The organism is Mycobacterium sp. MUNTM1 (assembly GCF_054660795.1).
Map to the genome: position 1 here is coordinate 34,066 of NZ_BAAGDE010000023.1, position 15,857 is coordinate 49,922.

Sequence of the window (15,857 nt, forward strand, 5' to 3'; positions counted from 1 at the left end):
CTTGGGCTAGGCCTCTTCGAATTCGGCCCGGCCCACCCGCTCCGACGTGGCCGCCAGCACCTCGCGGCAGCCTCGCCACATCTCGTCGATGATGTCGGCGGCCGGCGGTAGATCCTGGATGCGCCCGGCCGCCTGCCCGGTGTTGGCGACGCTGGCGTCCAGGTCGCCCTCGAAGTAGAGCCGCTGCACGCGCTGTAGCGCAGCGGCGCCCGCTTCGGCCGATGTCGCGGCGTCGAGCCGCTCGGCGGCCGGGGTGCGGATGACGCGCATCATTCGCGTGCCGTCCAGGGGGAGCATCACCGTGCCCGTCTCGTCGGCGTCGACGACCGCCTGCTTGAGGTTGCCGTGCACCGGCGAGTCCGCGGAGGCCAGCAGCCGGGTGCCCATCTGCACCGCTTCGGCGCCGAGGACAAACGCGGCCGCCATGGACCGCGCGTCGCAGATCCCGCCGGCCGCCACGATCGGGACATCGACGTGCGCCGCGACCAGCGGCAGCAGCACCATGGTCGACGCGCCGAACCGGTTCTTGAATCCGCCTCCTTCGACGCCCTCGACCACCAGCCCGTCGACTCCGGCATCGACGGCCTTCTTGGCCGCCGCCAGCGTGCCCACCACGTGGAACACGGTGATGCCCGCGTCGTGCAGGCGCTCGGTGAACACCGACGGGCTGCCGGCCGAGGTGGTGACGAACCGAATGCCGTTGGCAACGAGCAGATCCAGCATCGCCGGGTCGCGGTTGAACAGCAACGCGATGTTCGCGCCGACGGCACCGTCGGTCAGCTCGCGCACCCGTCGCAGGTCGGCCCGACCCTGGTCCGAGGTGGTCTCGATGATGCCAAGGGCACCGGCGTTGGACACCGCGGCGGCCAGCTGGGCGCCGGCGATGTAGGTCATCGGCGCCTGGATGATCGGGATGTCGATGTGCGCGAGCGTGCAGACCCGGTTGGCCGCGGGACTCGGGGCGCCGGTGGTCATGGGTCCCGCGGATCGATGAGGTCGCGGAAGCCCTCCGCCCGGCGGACCGATGCGCCGAGGCTTCGCACTCGCTCGCTCAACGCCCGGTCGGACGTCACGACGCGAATGTCGTGTGGCGCAGCGTCGGTGGCGACCAGCCGGACGATCTCGTCGTCGGCCGAATTCGCGGCCGCGCGGGGGGCGTGCGCGATCTCGACCACCGATGACGTGATGGCCTTCGACGGCGGTCGTTCAAAAACCACTGTCACCGTTTCTCCTCGACCCGACGCCCATCGATCCAGGCTTTCCACCAATGTGACCATGGCACCGGTGCGGTCTTTCCACCAGCCATCGGGACGACTGCCGATCACGTTCATGCCGTCGACGATCCAGCGCACAACCCACACCGTAAACGACCCGGCGCGACCGACTGATTTTCGTTCGGGAAGCCATCTGTGGTTGATACGGTCACCCTCATGACCTCGATCGCCGACACCGAAGACCGGGTGATCGCGCTGGCCCGCGGTATGCGGGACCTGGTGCGCGCCGAAGCCGCCGAATCCGAGCGGGCGCGCACCCTCACCCCGGCGATCGTCGACGCGATGTGGGCCAGCGGGCTGATGTCGGCGTTCAACCCGGTCGTGGCCGGGGGAGTCGAGCCGTCGTTCACCGAGATGATCGAAACGTGGATCGAAATGGCTTGGCAGGATGGGTCATTCGGCTGGGTGGGGATCGCCAATCTGCCGTCGTCCTTCGCCGCGTCGGCCTACCTGCCCGACGAGGGCTTCGCCGAAGTGTTTACCGCGCACGACAACCGGGTCACCCTGGGAGGCCAGTTCTTTCCCAACGGCCAAGGCGCCGCCGTCGACGGCGGCTACCGGGTCACCGGCGCCTGGAACTTCGGCTCGGGCACCGGTCACGCGCAATACGTTGCGGCCGGCTTCTTCCCGATGGACGACGGCGAGATGCGCTGGATCAGTGAGGGTTTCCCCGAGATGCGGGTCGCGGTGATTCCGCGGGAGGAGATCAGTTTCAACGACGGCTGGTTCGTGCAAGGGCTGAAGGGGACCGGCTCCTACGACTACAGCGCGCAGCAGGTGTTCGTACCCGAGAGCCGCACGTTCGAACTGTTCGTGCGGCAGCCCTACCGGGGGGCCTCGCCGGCCACCCGGATGGGGCTGATGCCCGTGACCGCCGCCGGGCACGCCTCGTGGGCGCTGGGCGTGGCCAAGAGCATGCTCGACGACGTCCAGGAGTTGGCCGCCACGAAGTTCCGGATGAGCGACATGGCGGCACTGGCCAGCCGCCCCACCTTCCAGAAGGACCTGGCGCATCACCGCGCGGCCTGGCGTGCCGCGCGCCTGCTGGTGCTCGACGCGTTCACCACCGCCGAGGGGGCGGTGGCATCGGGACAGGACCTGACACCGGCGCTGCGCGCCGACATGCGGGTGGCCGCCGTCTACGCCACCGACACGGCCCGCAGCTGCGCCGAATGGGCCCACCTGGTCGCCGGGACCAGCTCGATCCGCGAGGGCAGCCGGCTCGAGCGTGCCTTCCGGGACATCTACACCGGAACACAGCACGCCTTCATCAGCGAGAAGGTCGCCATCGACGTCGCCCAGATCTGGCTGGGCATCATCGACGACCAGCCCGGCTTGTAATGCGCTGAATCTAGATACGCCCGAGAGGTCCTCGCTACCATTGCGCGCATGCGCGGCTCAAAAATCCTGATCACCGGCCCAACCGGGCAACTCGCCACCCCCATCGCCCGGGCGCTCGCCGCCGACAACGAGGTCTGGGGAATCGCCCGCTTCACCGACCCCGCCGCGCGAGAAGGCCTGGAGAAGGCCGGCATTCGTTGCGAGAAAGTGAATCTGGCGGCCGGCGACTTCAGTGCTCTGCCAACGGATTTCGACTATGTCCTGAACTTGGCGGTGGCCAAGAGCGGAAGCTGGGATAAGGACCTGGCGGCCAACGCGGAGTCGGTCGGCCCGCTGATGGCCCACTGCCGCAACGCGAAGGCCTTCCTGCACTGCTCGTCGGCCGCCGTGTACGACCCGCCGGGCGACGACCCGCGCAGCGAGCGGTCGGCCCTGGGCGACAACCACAAGCCGTTGTTCCCCACCTATTCCATCTCCAAGATCGCCGGGGAAGTGGTCGCCCGGTCGGTGGCGCGAGTCGTCGGCGTGCCCACCACGATCGCCCGGCTCAACGTCCCCTACGGCGACAACGGCGGGTGGCCGTTCTACCACATGGAGATGATGCTGGCCGGCATCCCGATTCCCGTTCCACCCGGTGAACCCGCCCGCTACAACCCCATTCACGAGGACGACATCATCGCGACCATCCCCAAGCTGCTCGAGGTCGCGTCGGTCCCGGCGACCACGGTCAACTGGTGCGGCGACCAGACGGTCAGCCTGCAGGAGTGGTGCGATTACCTCGGCTCGCTCGTCGGCAGGGAGCCGATCTTCGAGGCGAGCGACCAAGCGCTGCGCGGCAATCCCACCACCATCGACCGGATGCACGAACTCATCGGCGGCACGTCGGTCGACTGGCGCGACGGAATCCGCCGCATGGCGGCCAAGTTTCATCCCGAACTCGTCGGCGTCTAGGGGCGACACGGCGCGTGGGCCGACCGAATTACGCTCGGCCCTTCACAAGGCGCGCTGCCGCCTCCACCGCGGCGGCGCGGCGTCGTGCGATGACATCCGCGTCCGTGGTCGCCGCGTCGGGGTCGGGCCAGTGGGCCCACGCGAGTCCGATTCCGAACAGCAGGACCAACAATTGGCTGGGGTCCCACGCCGGATCGATATGACCATCTAGTCTGGCCTGTTCGAGTGCCGCGATGGCCGTATCGGGCGGAGATTCCCCGTCGAAATCCGGCCTGTCGAGAGGAAAGCCTTCCAGCCGCGCCCAGGTGATCATCCGCAGGTGCTCCGGTCGGTTCTGCGCGAGATCAAAGATGTCACCGACGAACTCGGGTACGGCTTCGGGGCGCAACGCCACGGCACGGAAGAACTCCGCGCCGTCCGCGGCGACCACGTCGCGAAACAGGGTTTCTTTGTCGCCGAAATGCGCATAGAGGCGTTCTTTGCTTGCGCTGGCGGCCCGGGCGATGCGGTCGATCCGGGCTCCCGCCAATCCGTATTGCGCGAATTCCGCGCGAGCGGCAGCGAGAATCTCGCCGCGCAGCTCAGTGGTGGTCCTCACAGACACATCATAAGCAGACGAACTGGTTCGTTTGTTACGGTGGTGGAAGCACGCTAAAAGACGAGAAGGAGACGTTCTGATGGGTACGGCCAAAACGCCCGATCAGGCGGCCATTGCGACGATGCCGCGGGGTGGCCCCGATGCGTCGTGGCTGGATCGTCGGTTCGAAACCGATGCGCCCGAGTATCTCGATCGCGACGACGTCGCCGACGAGGTCAAGCAGAAGGTTATCGGGATGCTGGATCGCATCGGCACCCTAACCAACCAGCACGAGAAATACGCGCGGATCGCCCTAGACGTCGTGGCGGATATCCCTAACCCCCGCGTCTTGGAGTTGGGCGCGGGTCACGGCAAATTGTCCGCTACGATTCTCGAGTTGCACCCCACCGCGACGGTCACCGCCTCCGATGTGAACTCCACCTCGGTGGCCAACATCAGCGCGAGTGAGCTTGGCGCGCATCCTCGGGCGCACATCGAGATCATCGACGCAACGGCGATCGACGCTGCGGACTACAGCTACGACTTGGTGGTGTTCGCAATGGGGTTTCACCACCTGCCACCGGCAATCGCTTGTCGTGCCATCGCCGAAGCAACGCGGGTCGGGAAGCGGTTCTTGGTCATTGACCTCAAGAGGCGAACACCGTTGGCCACGTTACTGTTTCCGGTGCTGACGCTGCCGGTGAACCTCGTGCTGTTGCCGTGGTCCTGGATACAACCGTGCCTGCACGACGGGTTCATCAGTGCATTGAGGGCATACAGCACATCGGCGCTCGAGACCCTGGGTCACACCGCGGGCCCGGGGATACGGATGGAGGTCCTGCCGTCGCCGTGGCGGCGCGGGATGCCCTCGAACGCCGTCGTGTTCTCGCGCCCGGACGGACTCGCCGACCATGAGTGACGGAACTGATCTCGTCGCCATCATGGAACCTAACGAACGTGTCCGGTCGCTGCGCCGGGTACTTGATGCGGTGACCGACAGGCTGCACCCCGTTGTAAACCTGTCCCGACCCTACATCGACGGCCTGGTGAATCTACCGCCCGACGGGCGATTCTTGCTGGTGGGCAACCACACTCAGTTCGGTTCCGAGGTCTTCATGATCCCAGACGCGGTGCGGCGCAGCATTGGAACGCGGGTACGGCCGCTGGCCGATCGCAATTTCAGTCGGCTCCGCGGATTGCCCGCCGACCTGGTGGCGGCCTTCGGCGGTGTGATCGGCGCGCCCGAGAATGCCCGTGAACTGATGCGTCACGACGAAACCATCCTGGTGTTTCCCGGCGGCGGAGGCGAGATCGCGAAATTCAAAGGCGAGGAGTACACACTGCGCTGGCACGGGCGCTCCGGCTTCGCCCGCCTGTCGGTCGAGCATGGCTACCCGATCGTGCCGGTCGGGCTGGTCGGGGGCGACGACGTCTATCGCAGTTGGACCACACGCGACAGCGCATACGCGAAATTCAGTGTGGCACTGAGCCGTCGACTCGGTGGCCGACCGGACATGGCGATGCCATTGCTGCGGGGTATCGGACCGACGCTCATCCCGCGCCCGCAGCGGATGTATCTGCGGTTCGGCGCGCCGATCGACACGACGACACCGCTGGGTGTCGGAAACGATCAGTGGGTGAATATCGTCAAAGAAGAGACTCGCCACCGGCTGGAAGACATGCTGGCCGACTTGCTCCGGCTGCGCGATCATGATCCCTATCGCGGGTTGAACCCGCTGGCGCGACACAGCGCCACGACGGTCTGACGTGCGCAACAGCCCGAGATCGGGGCGCTCCTAGGCGATTTACGGTCCGGGTGGCAGCATCACACGGGTGACCAACACTTCCGAGGCGGCCGCGCAACGCCTGCGCACATTGGTCCTGTTGCGCCGCGTGCGCGACCGCATCGACAGGGACTACACGCAGCCGCTGGACGTCGAAGCGCTCGCCCGCGGGGTGCACATGTCGGCCGGCCACCTCAGCCGCGAATTCCGGCGCGCCTACGGCGAATCGCCGTACTCCTACTTGATGACTCGACGCATCGAGCGTGCGATGGCCTTGCTGCGCCGCGGCGATCTGAGCGTCACCGAGGTGTGCTTCGCGGTCGGGTGCTCGTCGTTGGGCACCTTCAGCACCCGATTCACCGAACTGGTCGGCGTACCACCCAGTGCGTACCGCCGCCGGTCGGCCGGCGCGCTGGCGGGCATGCCGCCCTGCGTGGCCAAACAGGTGACGAGACCGATCAGGAATCAAGAAGCGTCCGCCGTCGGGCCGCACCTAGCCTGACCGCATGGACATCACCATTCACTCGAGCTTCCTTCCCCATCAGGACCCGGAAGCTTCGCTCGCCTTCTACCGCGACGTCCTCGGGTTCGAGGTCCGGCTCGACGTCGGCGGGGGCGCGATGCGCTGGATCACGGTCGGTCCGCCGAACCAGCCGGACACGTCAATCGTCTTGAATCCGCCCGCCGCCAACCCGGGCATCACCGATGACGAGCGTCGCACCATCGCCGAGCTGATGGCCAAGGGCAGCTACGCCACGCTGCTGCTGGCCACCAAGGACCTCGACGGCACCTTCGAACGGCTGCAGGCCGGCGACGTCGACGTCGTCCAGGAGCCCACCGACCAGCCGTACGGGCTCCGCGACTGCGCCGTCCGCGATCCCGCGGGAAACCTCGTTCGCATCCAAGAACTGTCCTGAGCGGATCCGCGTGCGGATGCTTGACCAGTCGTGTGCACAATGCTAAGCAAGTGCTCAGCACTGAGCGCATTGGGCGCCGGGGCGCCACGACCGGCAATACGAAAGGGATCAGATGACGGTGCAGGCGGTATTGGACGACATTCGCAAGCGCCCCGGAACGGGTGACGTCATCTCGGTCATCGATCCCGCGACCGAGGAGACGATCACCGAATTCACCGACTGCGGACAAGAAGCGGTCAACGAGGCGGCGGCGACAGCGAAGGCGACCTTCGAGTCGGGCGTCTGGGCGGACCTTCCGGGCCGTGAGCGGGCCAAGATCCTATGGCGGATCGGCGAGCTGATCGACGCGCACGCCGAAGAGTTCGCCCAACTCGACTCGCTCAACACCGGCATGCCGCTGATGCAGGCCCAGCTGCAGATGTCGACCTGTTCGGAGTTCTTCCGCTACTACGCCGGTTGGTGTTCGAAGATCAACGGCGTCGCATACGACGTGAAGACCGACGGCATCGCCACCGACAACTACGTCAACATGCACGCCTACACGCTCAAAGAGCCGTACAGCGTGGTGGGCCTGATCTTCCCGTGGAACGGCCCGATCTTCAACGCCAGCGCGAAGCTTGCTCCGGCCCTGGCCGCGGGCGGCAGCCTGCTGGTCAAGCCGGCCGAGGAGACGCCGCTGTCGGCGCTGCTGTTGGACAGGCTCATTCACGAGGCCGGCGTGCCCGAGGGTGTCGTGAACCTGCTGACCGGTTACGGCCACACCGCGGGCGCCGCGATCACCGCGCACCCCGACGTCCAGAAGGTCGCCTTCACCGGCTCGACCGAGGTCGGCAAGGAGATCGTGCGCGCCTCGGCCGACAACCTGAAGAAGGTCACGCTCGAACTCGGCGGGAAGTCGCCGGTGTTGATCTTCGACGACGCCAACCTGGACAACGCCATCATGATGGCGTCGCTGGGCATCTTCGTGCACTCCGGCCAGGGCTGTGTGTGCGGGTCGCGCATCTTCGCCCAGCGCGGCGTCTACGACCGGGTCGTGGAAGGCATTGCCATGATGGCGAATTCGTTCAAGCTGGGCGCGCCCAGCGAGGAGGGCTGCGTCAGCGGCCCGCTGATCAGCGAGAAGCAACTGAACCGCGTGATGGGCTTCATCGACGAGGGCAAGAAGGACGGCGTCGAGGTGGTCACCGGCGGCCATCGCCTGGACCGCAAGGGGTACTTCGTGCACCCCACGGTGCTCACCAACGTCGACACCAGCATGCGGCTGTACCAGCAGGAGATCTTCGGGCCGGTGGTCACCATCCTGCCGTTCGACGACGAGGACGAGGCCGTGGCCCTGGCCAACGACACCACCTACGGCCTGGCGGCCACCGCCTGGACGGAGAACCTGGGCCGGGCCCATCGCATCATGCGGCGACTGCAGGCCGGCAGCGTTCAGGTCAACTGCCAGTTGGTCTTCGACCACGATGTGCCGTTCGGTGGCTACAAGCAGTCCGGCTGGGGGCACGAGTTCGGTAAAGAGGGCCTCGAGATCTACCTGAAGACGAAGTCGGTCTGGGCTCAGCTCTGAAGCTGTTGCCTCACAACGGAAAGTCCCGGACCCCAACCAGGTCCGGGACTTCTCCGACGGCCATCAGACGAGTCAAGATCCCTTGTTGTAGCGGGTGAGGAATCCGACGGAGGCCACCGCGGCGGCGGTCCCGATCACGCCCCACAGCACCACCTGGAAAGCCATCGCGCCGAAGAACCAGCCGAAAGTCATTCCGAGGTAAAGCATCCAGATCAGCCGGTAAACGCTCCACATCGCGAGCAGGCCGGTGCTGATCCCGATGTACAGGCTTCGTTGGCGATCGACACGGTTGATCTGCTCTTGGATGCTGGTCGGCACGATGTTCATTTGCTGTCTTCCTTTCGTGGGGCGCCACCACCGCGGCGGCGTCGTTGCGGTAAGTACAGACGCGTCCCGCGGCTACCGATCCCAATCACCCGTCACCGCCCAAACCGGCCCGACGAATCCAACCCACGCTCTACTCTGCACAAAGGGGGCGGGCAGAAGGGTTGGCTCGATGAACATGGTGCCCCGCATGGCGCTGGTCTGGATCGCCGTGCCGACCGCGATGATGGCGATCTCGACGGCCGGCCCCGGGGTCGCCGATCCGCCGGTCACACAGGTGATCACGGTGATGGCCGTCGGCCCCGGCGGTGAAGCGATCAACGGCTACAAGGTGGCATCCGGCCCGGGCAACGTCGGACAGGCCAGCGCCTGCTCGGAACCGTCGCCGTCAGCGGTTGCCGACAACGTCTACTACTGTTCGCCGAGCGCGGCCGGGGCCGGCACCTGCTGGCCGTCGACTCCGGGATCGCTTCTGTGCGTGGACAATCCGTGGGACATGCAGATGCACCGGGTGATGTTCGACGGTCAGCTCCCGCCCGTGCATCCGACCGCCACCCCGGATCCGTTCGCGCTCACCCTCGACGACGGCACCCGTTGCCTGCTGCGCAACGGCGGCGCGTGGGGTGGCCGAGCCGACGGGTACAGCGGCGTCTACGGATGCGGCAGCGACCTTGCCGTGCTGTGGCTGCCCAGCCAGGGCGCCGGATCGTGCATCGACCGCTCATCGCCGGCGTGGACCGTCAAGGTCGGTCGGCTCGGCGCACCGGACGCCGTCCTTCCACCGCCTGCGACCCGCATGGTGACCGAGGCCTGGTTCGCCGGAGGCAGGGCTGGTCAGTAGGGCGCAGCCGGTCCTGCTATAACGCAACGTATGTCTGGTCCCGCGCACACCATTACCCATGTCTCCGATACGGCCAGGTGGACGGCGCTGCACCGGGCCACCGAATCAGCCCGCCCCGACGCGCTGTTCAACGACCACCTGGCGGAACGCCTCGCCGGTGAGCGGGGCCGCGCAATCGTCGACAACGTTCCGTGGACGGATCGCAGCGGTTGGTGGCTGGTCGCGCGGACCAAGCTCATCGACGACGCCATCGCCGACGCACTCGCGCACGGCTGCGACCGCGTTCTGAACCTGGCCGCCGGCCTGGACACCCGGCCCTATCGGTTAGACCTCCCACCGGATCTCACCTGGATCGAGGCCGATCTACCCAAGCTGCTCGCCGAGAAGACGCACGTGCTTGCCGATCAGGCCCCGCGCTGCCGGCTCAACCGCATCGCGGTCGACCTCGCCGACCCACAGGCCCGGGACGCCTTCTTCAACGAGGCGCTCGACGGCGCGACGAAGGCCTTCGTGCTGACCGAGGGCCTGTCGATGTATCTGGAGGCCTCCGACGTCGCGGCCCTTTCGGGTGCGATCAAGCGACCCGAGGTCGCCTGGTGGATGATCGATTTCGCCTTCCCCGGCCTGAGAGAGCGAATCAACAAGAACGTCGCCGGGATTTCGGAAAACGCGCCTTTCAAGTTCGCGCCTGAAAACGGGCTGGCCTTCTTCGAAGACCTCGGCTGGCGACCCCTCCAAGCGGAATCGCTGCTGGTGGCCGCGAAACGGTTCGGCCGCTTACCGATATGGATGCGCCCGCTTGCGTGGCTGCGATCGGATTTGCGCCATCCGGGTGGCAGGCCCACGACTGCGGTCGCGCTGCTGACGCACTGAGACGCGCCGCCTACCAGACGCGTATCCAGTCGACGAGCATGTCGGCGGGGTAGGTGCCCGGGCTCGGGTCTTCGCCACCCGATCCGGCGACCGCCAGGTTGAACACCGGATAGACCGTGTAGCCCGCCCCGTTGAACGGCCAGTCCGGCAGCGAGCTCGCCGGCACGTCGAAGTAGGGCGCAGCGCCGTCGGTGTAGTCCTTCCAGAACCGGATGCCCGCCTCGTCCCACTGCGTGCGCCAGGTATGCCAGGCGCTGTCCACCGCGATGTTGTGCGTCTTCCACTCGCCGCCGTTGGCCTTGGCGTGCACGGTCGTGGCCGACGGCCATTTGCCGTTGCCGTACCACTCCATGACGTCGATCTCGCCCTGATCGTCGTTGCCGAGCCAATAGGCGGGCCAGGCGCCCGGGGTCAGGCAGTTGAGTTTGATCCTGGCTTCCCAGGTATGGCCGACGCCGCCGCGCCAATTGCTCTGCACCTTGCCGCTGTAGTACGTGGGACCGTCCTTCGCGGCGCGCAGGACGAGGTTGGAATTGCCGTCGACGAACACGTTGCGGCGATCATCGCGGTACTGCCCGATGTGCTCGGGCAGCTCCCAATAGGTCGGGTCCTTGATCGTCTCGCGGGCCTTGGCGATCGCCCACTTCGACGGGTCGGGGGCCGAACCGGCCGGGCCGTCGAACTCGTCCGAGAAGATGTACGTCCCGCTTTGGCCGCTCGGCGCCGCGGGCGGCGGTATCCGCCCGGCAGGTTCGTCCCGTCGGGGCGGGTTGGCCCAGGCTTTCGGGGCCGGCAGCACGGCTGCCAGCACACCGATCCCGGTTGTCAGAATCATGCGGCGGCGATCGATCTCCGGCATAAGCAAGGGACCCTAGCAGCCAACCGCGCAGGAAGCTCAAACGGGAATTCTGTCGGTGCCCGTCGCTATCGTTCTGATCGCGGTCGTACCAGCACGGACGACAGCGGGCAGTGGCAACGGATTACGTTCGCGAATTCACGGCCAATTCTCACCTTGACAGGTGGTTTGGTCTCAGGATTCGGCGGGCATTCTGGAATCACGATCCGATAACCACACTGTTGTAGCTTTTGCGGGTGGTGCTGAGAGGAGTGACGATCGTGGCGAATACACAAGAAGGCACGGTTATATTCCTTCAGTCCCATCCGGCATGGGCTGCCGCCCAACGCCGCGAACGCGAACGCAATGAGGCAATGCGCCGTCACCCTTCGTTCCGCGCCCGTCAGCGCGCCGCAGCTGGCAACCCGGTGGTTCCGATGGTCCGCAACTTCAAGCTGTACTCCAGCGGCAACACTCCCGCCTGAATTAGCCGCCCAATTGGCGTGAACCCGTTCGCGTCCGGGCCCTGAAAAAATTGGTCTCGGAGCAAACGTTAATCCTCCCCGGGGAGCCCCGAAACTCTCAAGGTCTAGTCGAGGTGTTTTGCCGCTCCAATAACTACTACTGTGCATAGTAGCCATTGGTCGCGACCCGCCAATGTCCAACGACTGGCACGCGGTGACAACGCTCCCTTCGCTAACCGCGGCAATGGTCACCTGCGGGCCGCGTTTGCGCTCGCATTGGAGTCGATCATTTTCGGCGGGATGTTTACGTGGACGGCCGATTTTTGGCGACGCGGGCCCGCCGCGGCGCGGAGAGGCCGTGTCCATTCAACGCCGTCGAGAACCTGCTTAACGCGATCACGTCAGTCACGCCCCGATGTCGCGGCGCCGATATCGAGCACACCGCCCCCCGCCGGATCGTCTACCTCGACGATCGGGTCGTCGACGTCGTCGAACTCCAGCCGCAGCGCCCGAGACATGATTGCGTGCATCACGTACATGGTCGTGGTGTAGGTGAATTCGAGAATCTCCGTATCGGTGAAGACCTCGCGCAATTGGGTCATCAGCCGCTCGGGCACCCGGCCGTGCTGTCCCGCCAGGCAATCCGCATACGCCAGCAACAGCCGCTCGGCGTGGTCGAAACATTCGGCGGTCTGCCACCCCGGTATGGCCGCGATCTTCTCCTCGGACAACCCCGCCGAACGGCAGGCCTTGCAATGTTGAGAGAAGACGAACTGGCTGCCGATCACCCAGCCTGCCCGGATCTGGCCCAACTCGCGGTGATCGGCCCGGATGGAGACCTCTTCGCGGTAGAGGCGGAAACCGGCCACCGCATGGCGCAGGGCGGCGGGGGATTGCGCCATTACCGTCCACCAGTTGCCGGGAGTGCCACCGACCGCACCCGGCTCGGCGACCGGATCGCGATCGCCGAACATGAAGTCGTACATCTTCAGCGTGAATTCGTCGCTGACTTCACCCCGCGGGATCGGCTTCAGACGCGGCATTGCGTCTCCTCTCGGCTGGCAGCTCGGATGTGCCAATACTGCAGATTGCATTCGATCGTAGGTTCTGCCGCCGTGGCATCGCAGTGCGCGGCGGCTCAGGGGCGCAGGCCGGAGTGCGCCATCGCGGCGAAGGCGTCGCCGATCTCAGTCAGCGAATTGCGCCCACCGGGGACATACCAGCGGGGGATCCAGTTGTACATGCCCAGAATGCCCAGCATCGCCAGCCGAGGGTCCAGGTCCGAGCGGAAGACGCCGCCCGTCACGCCCTCTTCGATGATCGCCACGACCGTCTTGCCGTAGTCGTCGGCGTTGGTGACGATGCCTTGCGCCTCGGGAATGGTTGCAATGTACTGACTTTCGCCGAGCAACACGAAGAGCTCGGGATGGGTGGCCAAGTCCTCGATGTAGGAGCCCAGGGCGCGACGCAACTTCTCCTCGGGCGCCGCGTCCGATTCGAGCGCTTCGCGGCAGTGCCGGGTCATCTCGTAGGCGGGCGCCTCGATGAGCGCGACCAGCAGCTCCTCAATGGTGCCCACGTAGTAATACAGCGAGGCCCGGTTGATGCCCACCTCGACGGCGACGTCTTCGAGCCGCGCCCGGGCGAATCCCTGGCGGCGGAACACCTCCGCCGCACCCTTGAGGACGGTCTGCCACCGCTCGTTGGACGGTCCGCGTTCCGCCGCTCGTTGCGGCGCCGAGCGTTATCGCTCTGCTGACGTACGGCTGGAGTCGTCGGAGTCCTGTTGTGCGGGTTCTGCGATGCCAAAATACGCCATCGGGCGAGCTGACCTGAGGTTTAACGCGACTGTCAACGCGACCGTTGACGTGACAAATCCCGGGCAGCGTCTCAATCCCACCAACCTGCGTTACGCGTTACGCGTTACCGGTCGGGACGTCATGCGCTTCGCTTTGGACGATGGCCCGGCGCAGGTTCTCGTCCCAGCGGGGAAAGACGTCGGTATGGATGCCGAGTTGGTCGAGGGCGCGACCGACGGAGTGGTCGACGAGGTCTTCAATGCTGGTGGGCCGGAAATAAAAGGCCGGTACCGGCGGGAAGATGGTGCCGCCGGCTTCGCTGATGGTCGCCATGTTGCGCAGGTGGATCAGGTTGAGCGGCGCTTCACGCACCATGAGCACCAGCCGGCGACGCTCCTTGAGGACGACGTCGGCCGCGCGGGACAGCAGCGAGCTGGACACACCGTTGGCGATCTCGCCCACGCTGCGCATCGACGCGGGCGCGATCAGCATGCCACGGGTGAGGAAGGACCCCGACGCCATCGGGGCGCCGACGTCGGTGACGCTGTACACGTGGTCGGCGTGCGCCTCGATTTCCTCTCGGGTCAAATCGGTTTCGTACGCCCGGGTCAGATGTCCGGCGCGGGTGACGATGAGGTGGGTCTCGATGCCGACGCTGCGCAGCACATCGAGGGCGCGGACACCGTAGATGATTCCGGTGGCGCCGGTGATGCCGACGATGACGCGGTCGGGCTGGTTCGGCCGGGTCGTCACGGATACTCCAAGTCCAGATCGGGGGCGTAGGGGCGGGGGTCGACGTCGCGGAAGTGCGCCCGTTCGAACTGGGCTCGCATGCGAAACGGTGCGGTGGCGTCGAAAATGGTTTTGCAGCTGGTGCCTTTGGCCGGCAGGGTCGGGTCGTACTCGGGCTGCTGGGTGGGATCCAGAACGTGACCGGCGACGCCGGGGATGGTGATGATGTCGCGGTTGCCCTGCATCCGGGTTTGCATCGCCCACAACACATCTTCACTGTCGAAGATGTCGACGTCGCCATCGACCAGGATGACGTTCTTCAACTCCGAGTACACGCCCAACGCCACCAAGGCGGCTTGCCGGGCGCGGCCGTCGTCGAAGGCCTTGGTCTTGTTGCACTTGAGGATGGCCAGGAACTTGCCGCCCCCGGCGCTGTGCGAGTACACATCGGTCACGAAGCCGGGCATGGCGGCGTGCAGGGCATGGAAGATGCTTGCCTCGGTGGGGATTCCGGCGAGGCTGACGTGCTCTTCCCCGGGGCCGACGAGGGTCTGCAGAATCGGGTCGGCGCGGGTGGTCACCGCCGTCACCTTGATCACCGGCAACGCGGGATTGGCCGGCCCGTCGTAGCCGGGGAATTCGGGCATGGCGTGACCGGTGTGGGTGTTCTGGTCTTCGGCCTGGCGTTGGCCGGGGATGATGTAGCCCTCGATGACCACCTCGGCCGACGCGATGGCCTTCTGTTCGACGGTGACGCCGTTGACGAGTTCGACCGGTTTGCCGCGCAGACCGCCCGCGATGGCCAGCTCGTTGTAGCCGAGCGGGGTAGTGGGCGCTTCGAAGGTGGCGCCGAGCGGGATCGCCGGGTCGAGCCCCATATTGACGGTGATCTCGAACTTGCGTCCGTCGGCTTCGGCGCGCTGCCGGAAGGCGTCGATGTGCCGGCCGGGCGCGAAGAAGATCGTCATCTCGTCGCGGCTCTGCACGCACAACCGGTGAATGGTGACGTCGGTGCCCAGTTCGGGGTCGCTGCCCAGCACCAGGCCGAGGCAGAAGTAGGGCCCCGCGTCCAGGTCGGTGTTGGTGGGTGCGGGCAGCAGTGTGCGCAGATCGAAGCTCGGGTCGTCGGCGCGATGGACGACCTGCTGGCAGGGCGCATCACCGTCGCCGAAGTCGGCCGGACCCAAGGCGTTCTCGTAGGCTTCGGCCATCCGCTGGGTGAGCCGGTTCGCGGGCGACTCGAGCAGTATGCCGACGCGCTTACGGCTCGCCATCAGTCCGACCAGTACCCGCCAGCCGGGAAACCCGGTGACGTTGTTGAAGATCATCGCCGGTCCGATGCGGGTCGGTCGTTCGACGGTGCCGCCCGCGCCGATGCGCCGATAGACGCCGGCAAGCTCGCCGATCGGGTCGATCGGATGATCGGTCTCGATCAGCTGCCCGGAGTGACGCGCCAGCCGGGCCAGCGCGGATCTGAGGTCGCCGATCTGGTCATCCGACAATGGCTGATCCCTTCCGCGCGCGCTTGGAAGTGTAGTACCCGCTTACGCGAGATAACCGGACAGGGGCCGCGTTGGG

At 66.3% G+C, this 15,857-nt stretch carries 19 protein-coding genes; 10 read left to right on the forward strand and 9 right to left on the reverse strand.

The features are described 5' to 3' along the window. Positions 1 to 6: 6 nt before the first annotated feature. Positions 7 to 975 carry an NAD(P)H-dependent flavin oxidoreductase gene (locus tag ACYQ8K_RS15035; protein ID WP_459970182.1) on the reverse strand — a complete coding sequence of 323 codons (969 nt, stop codon included), beginning with the start codon at positions 973 to 975 and terminating at the stop codon, positions 7 to 9. Beyond that, positions 972 to 1,352: an NYN domain-containing protein gene (locus ACYQ8K_RS15040; RefSeq protein ID WP_459970183.1), complete on the reverse strand. Its 381-nt coding sequence runs from the start codon at positions 1,350 to 1,352 to the stop codon at positions 972 to 974. Before ACYQ8K_RS15040 ends, ACYQ8K_RS15035 begins: the two co-directional genes overlap by 4 nt. A 78-nt stretch (positions 1,353 to 1,430) precedes the next feature. Between ACYQ8K_RS15040 and ACYQ8K_RS15045 the strand changes: the two genes are divergently transcribed. Both ACYQ8K_RS15045 and ACYQ8K_RS15050 read left to right on the forward strand, forming a co-directional pair. Continuing rightward, the gene (locus ACYQ8K_RS15045) at positions 1,431 to 2,615 is read left to right on the forward strand and encodes an acyl-CoA dehydrogenase family protein (protein WP_459970185.1); all 1,185 of its coding nucleotides are present in this window, start codon (positions 1,431 to 1,433) and stop codon (positions 2,613 to 2,615) included. 48 nt (positions 2,616 to 2,663) lie between these two features. Further along, positions 2,664 to 3,566, forward strand: coding sequence for an NAD-dependent epimerase/dehydratase family protein (locus ACYQ8K_RS15050; RefSeq protein ID WP_459970187.1), 903 nt, complete (start codon positions 2,664 to 2,666; stop codon positions 3,564 to 3,566). A 28-nt stretch (positions 3,567 to 3,594) separates the two neighbouring features. Here the strand turns inward: ACYQ8K_RS15050 and ACYQ8K_RS15055 are convergent, their stop codons facing one another. Then, a complete protein-coding gene (locus tag ACYQ8K_RS15055) occupies positions 3,595 to 4,164 on the reverse strand; it encodes a TetR family transcriptional regulator (protein ID WP_459970189.1) in 570 nt (189 codons plus the stop codon). 79 nt (positions 4,165 to 4,243) lie between these two features. Between ACYQ8K_RS15055 and ACYQ8K_RS15060 the strand changes: the two genes are divergently transcribed. From ACYQ8K_RS15060 to ACYQ8K_RS15080, 5 genes are all read left to right on the forward strand, one after another. Then, positions 4,244 to 5,062, forward strand: coding sequence for a class I SAM-dependent methyltransferase (locus ACYQ8K_RS15060; protein WP_459970191.1), 819 nt, complete (start codon positions 4,244 to 4,246; stop codon positions 5,060 to 5,062). After that, positions 5,055 to 5,909, forward strand: a complete 855-nt coding sequence (locus ACYQ8K_RS15065; protein ID WP_459970193.1) for a lysophospholipid acyltransferase family protein — start codon at positions 5,055 to 5,057, stop codon at positions 5,907 to 5,909. The genes ACYQ8K_RS15060 and ACYQ8K_RS15065 overlap by 8 nt, the downstream gene beginning before the upstream one ends. Positions 5,910 to 5,976: 67 nt before the next feature. After that, positions 5,977 to 6,429: a helix-turn-helix transcriptional regulator gene (locus tag ACYQ8K_RS15070; protein ID WP_459970195.1), complete on the forward strand. Its 453-nt coding sequence runs from the start codon at positions 5,977 to 5,979 to the stop codon at positions 6,427 to 6,429. Between the two features lie 4 nt (positions 6,430 to 6,433). Beyond that, positions 6,434 to 6,844 (forward strand): VOC family protein, encoded by a 411-nt coding sequence (locus tag ACYQ8K_RS15075; RefSeq protein ID WP_459970197.1) that lies wholly within the window; start codon positions 6,434 to 6,436, stop codon positions 6,842 to 6,844. 112 nt (positions 6,845 to 6,956) lie between these two features. Continuing rightward, positions 6,957 to 8,411 (forward strand): aldehyde dehydrogenase family protein, encoded by a 1,455-nt coding sequence (locus ACYQ8K_RS15080; RefSeq protein ID WP_459970199.1) that lies wholly within the window; start codon positions 6,957 to 6,959, stop codon positions 8,409 to 8,411. 72 nt (positions 8,412 to 8,483) lie between these two features. Here the strand turns inward: ACYQ8K_RS15080 and ACYQ8K_RS15085 are convergent, their stop codons facing one another. Continuing rightward, positions 8,484 to 8,738, reverse strand: a complete 255-nt coding sequence (locus ACYQ8K_RS15085; RefSeq protein ID WP_459970200.1) for a hypothetical protein — start codon at positions 8,736 to 8,738, stop codon at positions 8,484 to 8,486. Positions 8,739 to 8,907: 169 nt separating this feature from the next. Here ACYQ8K_RS15085 and ACYQ8K_RS15090 point away from each other — a divergent pair, with 169 nt between their 5' ends. Continuing rightward, positions 8,908 to 9,576 carry a hypothetical protein gene (locus tag ACYQ8K_RS15090; RefSeq protein WP_459970201.1) on the forward strand — a complete coding sequence of 223 codons (669 nt, stop codon included), beginning with the start codon at positions 8,908 to 8,910 and terminating at the stop codon, positions 9,574 to 9,576. A gap of 30 nt (positions 9,577 to 9,606) precedes the next feature. Next, positions 9,607 to 10,449: a class I SAM-dependent methyltransferase gene (locus ACYQ8K_RS15095; RefSeq protein WP_459970203.1), complete on the forward strand. Its 843-nt coding sequence runs from the start codon at positions 9,607 to 9,609 to the stop codon at positions 10,447 to 10,449. Between the two features lie 10 nt (positions 10,450 to 10,459). On the opposite strand, the gene ACYQ8K_RS15100 is transcribed toward ACYQ8K_RS15095, so the two are convergent. After that, entirely contained in the window at positions 10,460 to 11,308 is an 849-nt protein-coding gene (locus tag ACYQ8K_RS15100) for a glycoside hydrolase family 16 protein (protein WP_459970204.1), read from the reverse strand. Positions 11,309 to 11,556: 248 nt separating this feature from the next. Between ACYQ8K_RS15100 and ACYQ8K_RS15105 the strand changes: the two genes are divergently transcribed. Further along, the gene (locus ACYQ8K_RS15105; RefSeq protein ID WP_081286866.1) at positions 11,557 to 11,769 is read left to right on the forward strand and encodes a hypothetical protein; all 213 of its coding nucleotides are present in this window, start codon (positions 11,557 to 11,559) and stop codon (positions 11,767 to 11,769) included. A 380-nt stretch (positions 11,770 to 12,149) separates the two neighbouring features. Here the strand turns inward: ACYQ8K_RS15105 and ACYQ8K_RS15110 are convergent, their stop codons facing one another. From ACYQ8K_RS15110 to ACYQ8K_RS15125, 4 genes are all read right to left on the reverse strand, one after another. After that, the gene (locus ACYQ8K_RS15110; protein WP_459970206.1) at positions 12,150 to 12,791 is read right to left on the reverse strand and encodes a carboxymuconolactone decarboxylase family protein; all 642 of its coding nucleotides are present in this window, start codon (positions 12,789 to 12,791) and stop codon (positions 12,150 to 12,152) included. Positions 12,792 to 12,886: 95 nt separating this feature from the next. Beyond that, entirely contained in the window at positions 12,887 to 13,414 is a 528-nt protein-coding gene (locus tag ACYQ8K_RS15115) for a TetR/AcrR family transcriptional regulator (protein WP_459970207.1), read from the reverse strand. 250 nt (positions 13,415 to 13,664) lie between these two features. Then, on the reverse strand, positions 13,665 to 14,300 hold the full coding sequence (locus ACYQ8K_RS15120) for a UbiX family flavin prenyltransferase (RefSeq protein WP_459970208.1): 636 nt from the start codon (positions 14,298 to 14,300) through the stop codon (positions 13,665 to 13,667). Next, positions 14,297 to 15,781: a UbiD family decarboxylase gene (locus ACYQ8K_RS15125; protein ID WP_459970210.1), complete on the reverse strand. Its 1,485-nt coding sequence runs from the start codon at positions 15,779 to 15,781 to the stop codon at positions 14,297 to 14,299. The genes ACYQ8K_RS15120 and ACYQ8K_RS15125 overlap by 4 nt, the downstream gene beginning before the upstream one ends. Positions 15,782 to 15,857: the final 76 nt, after the last annotated feature.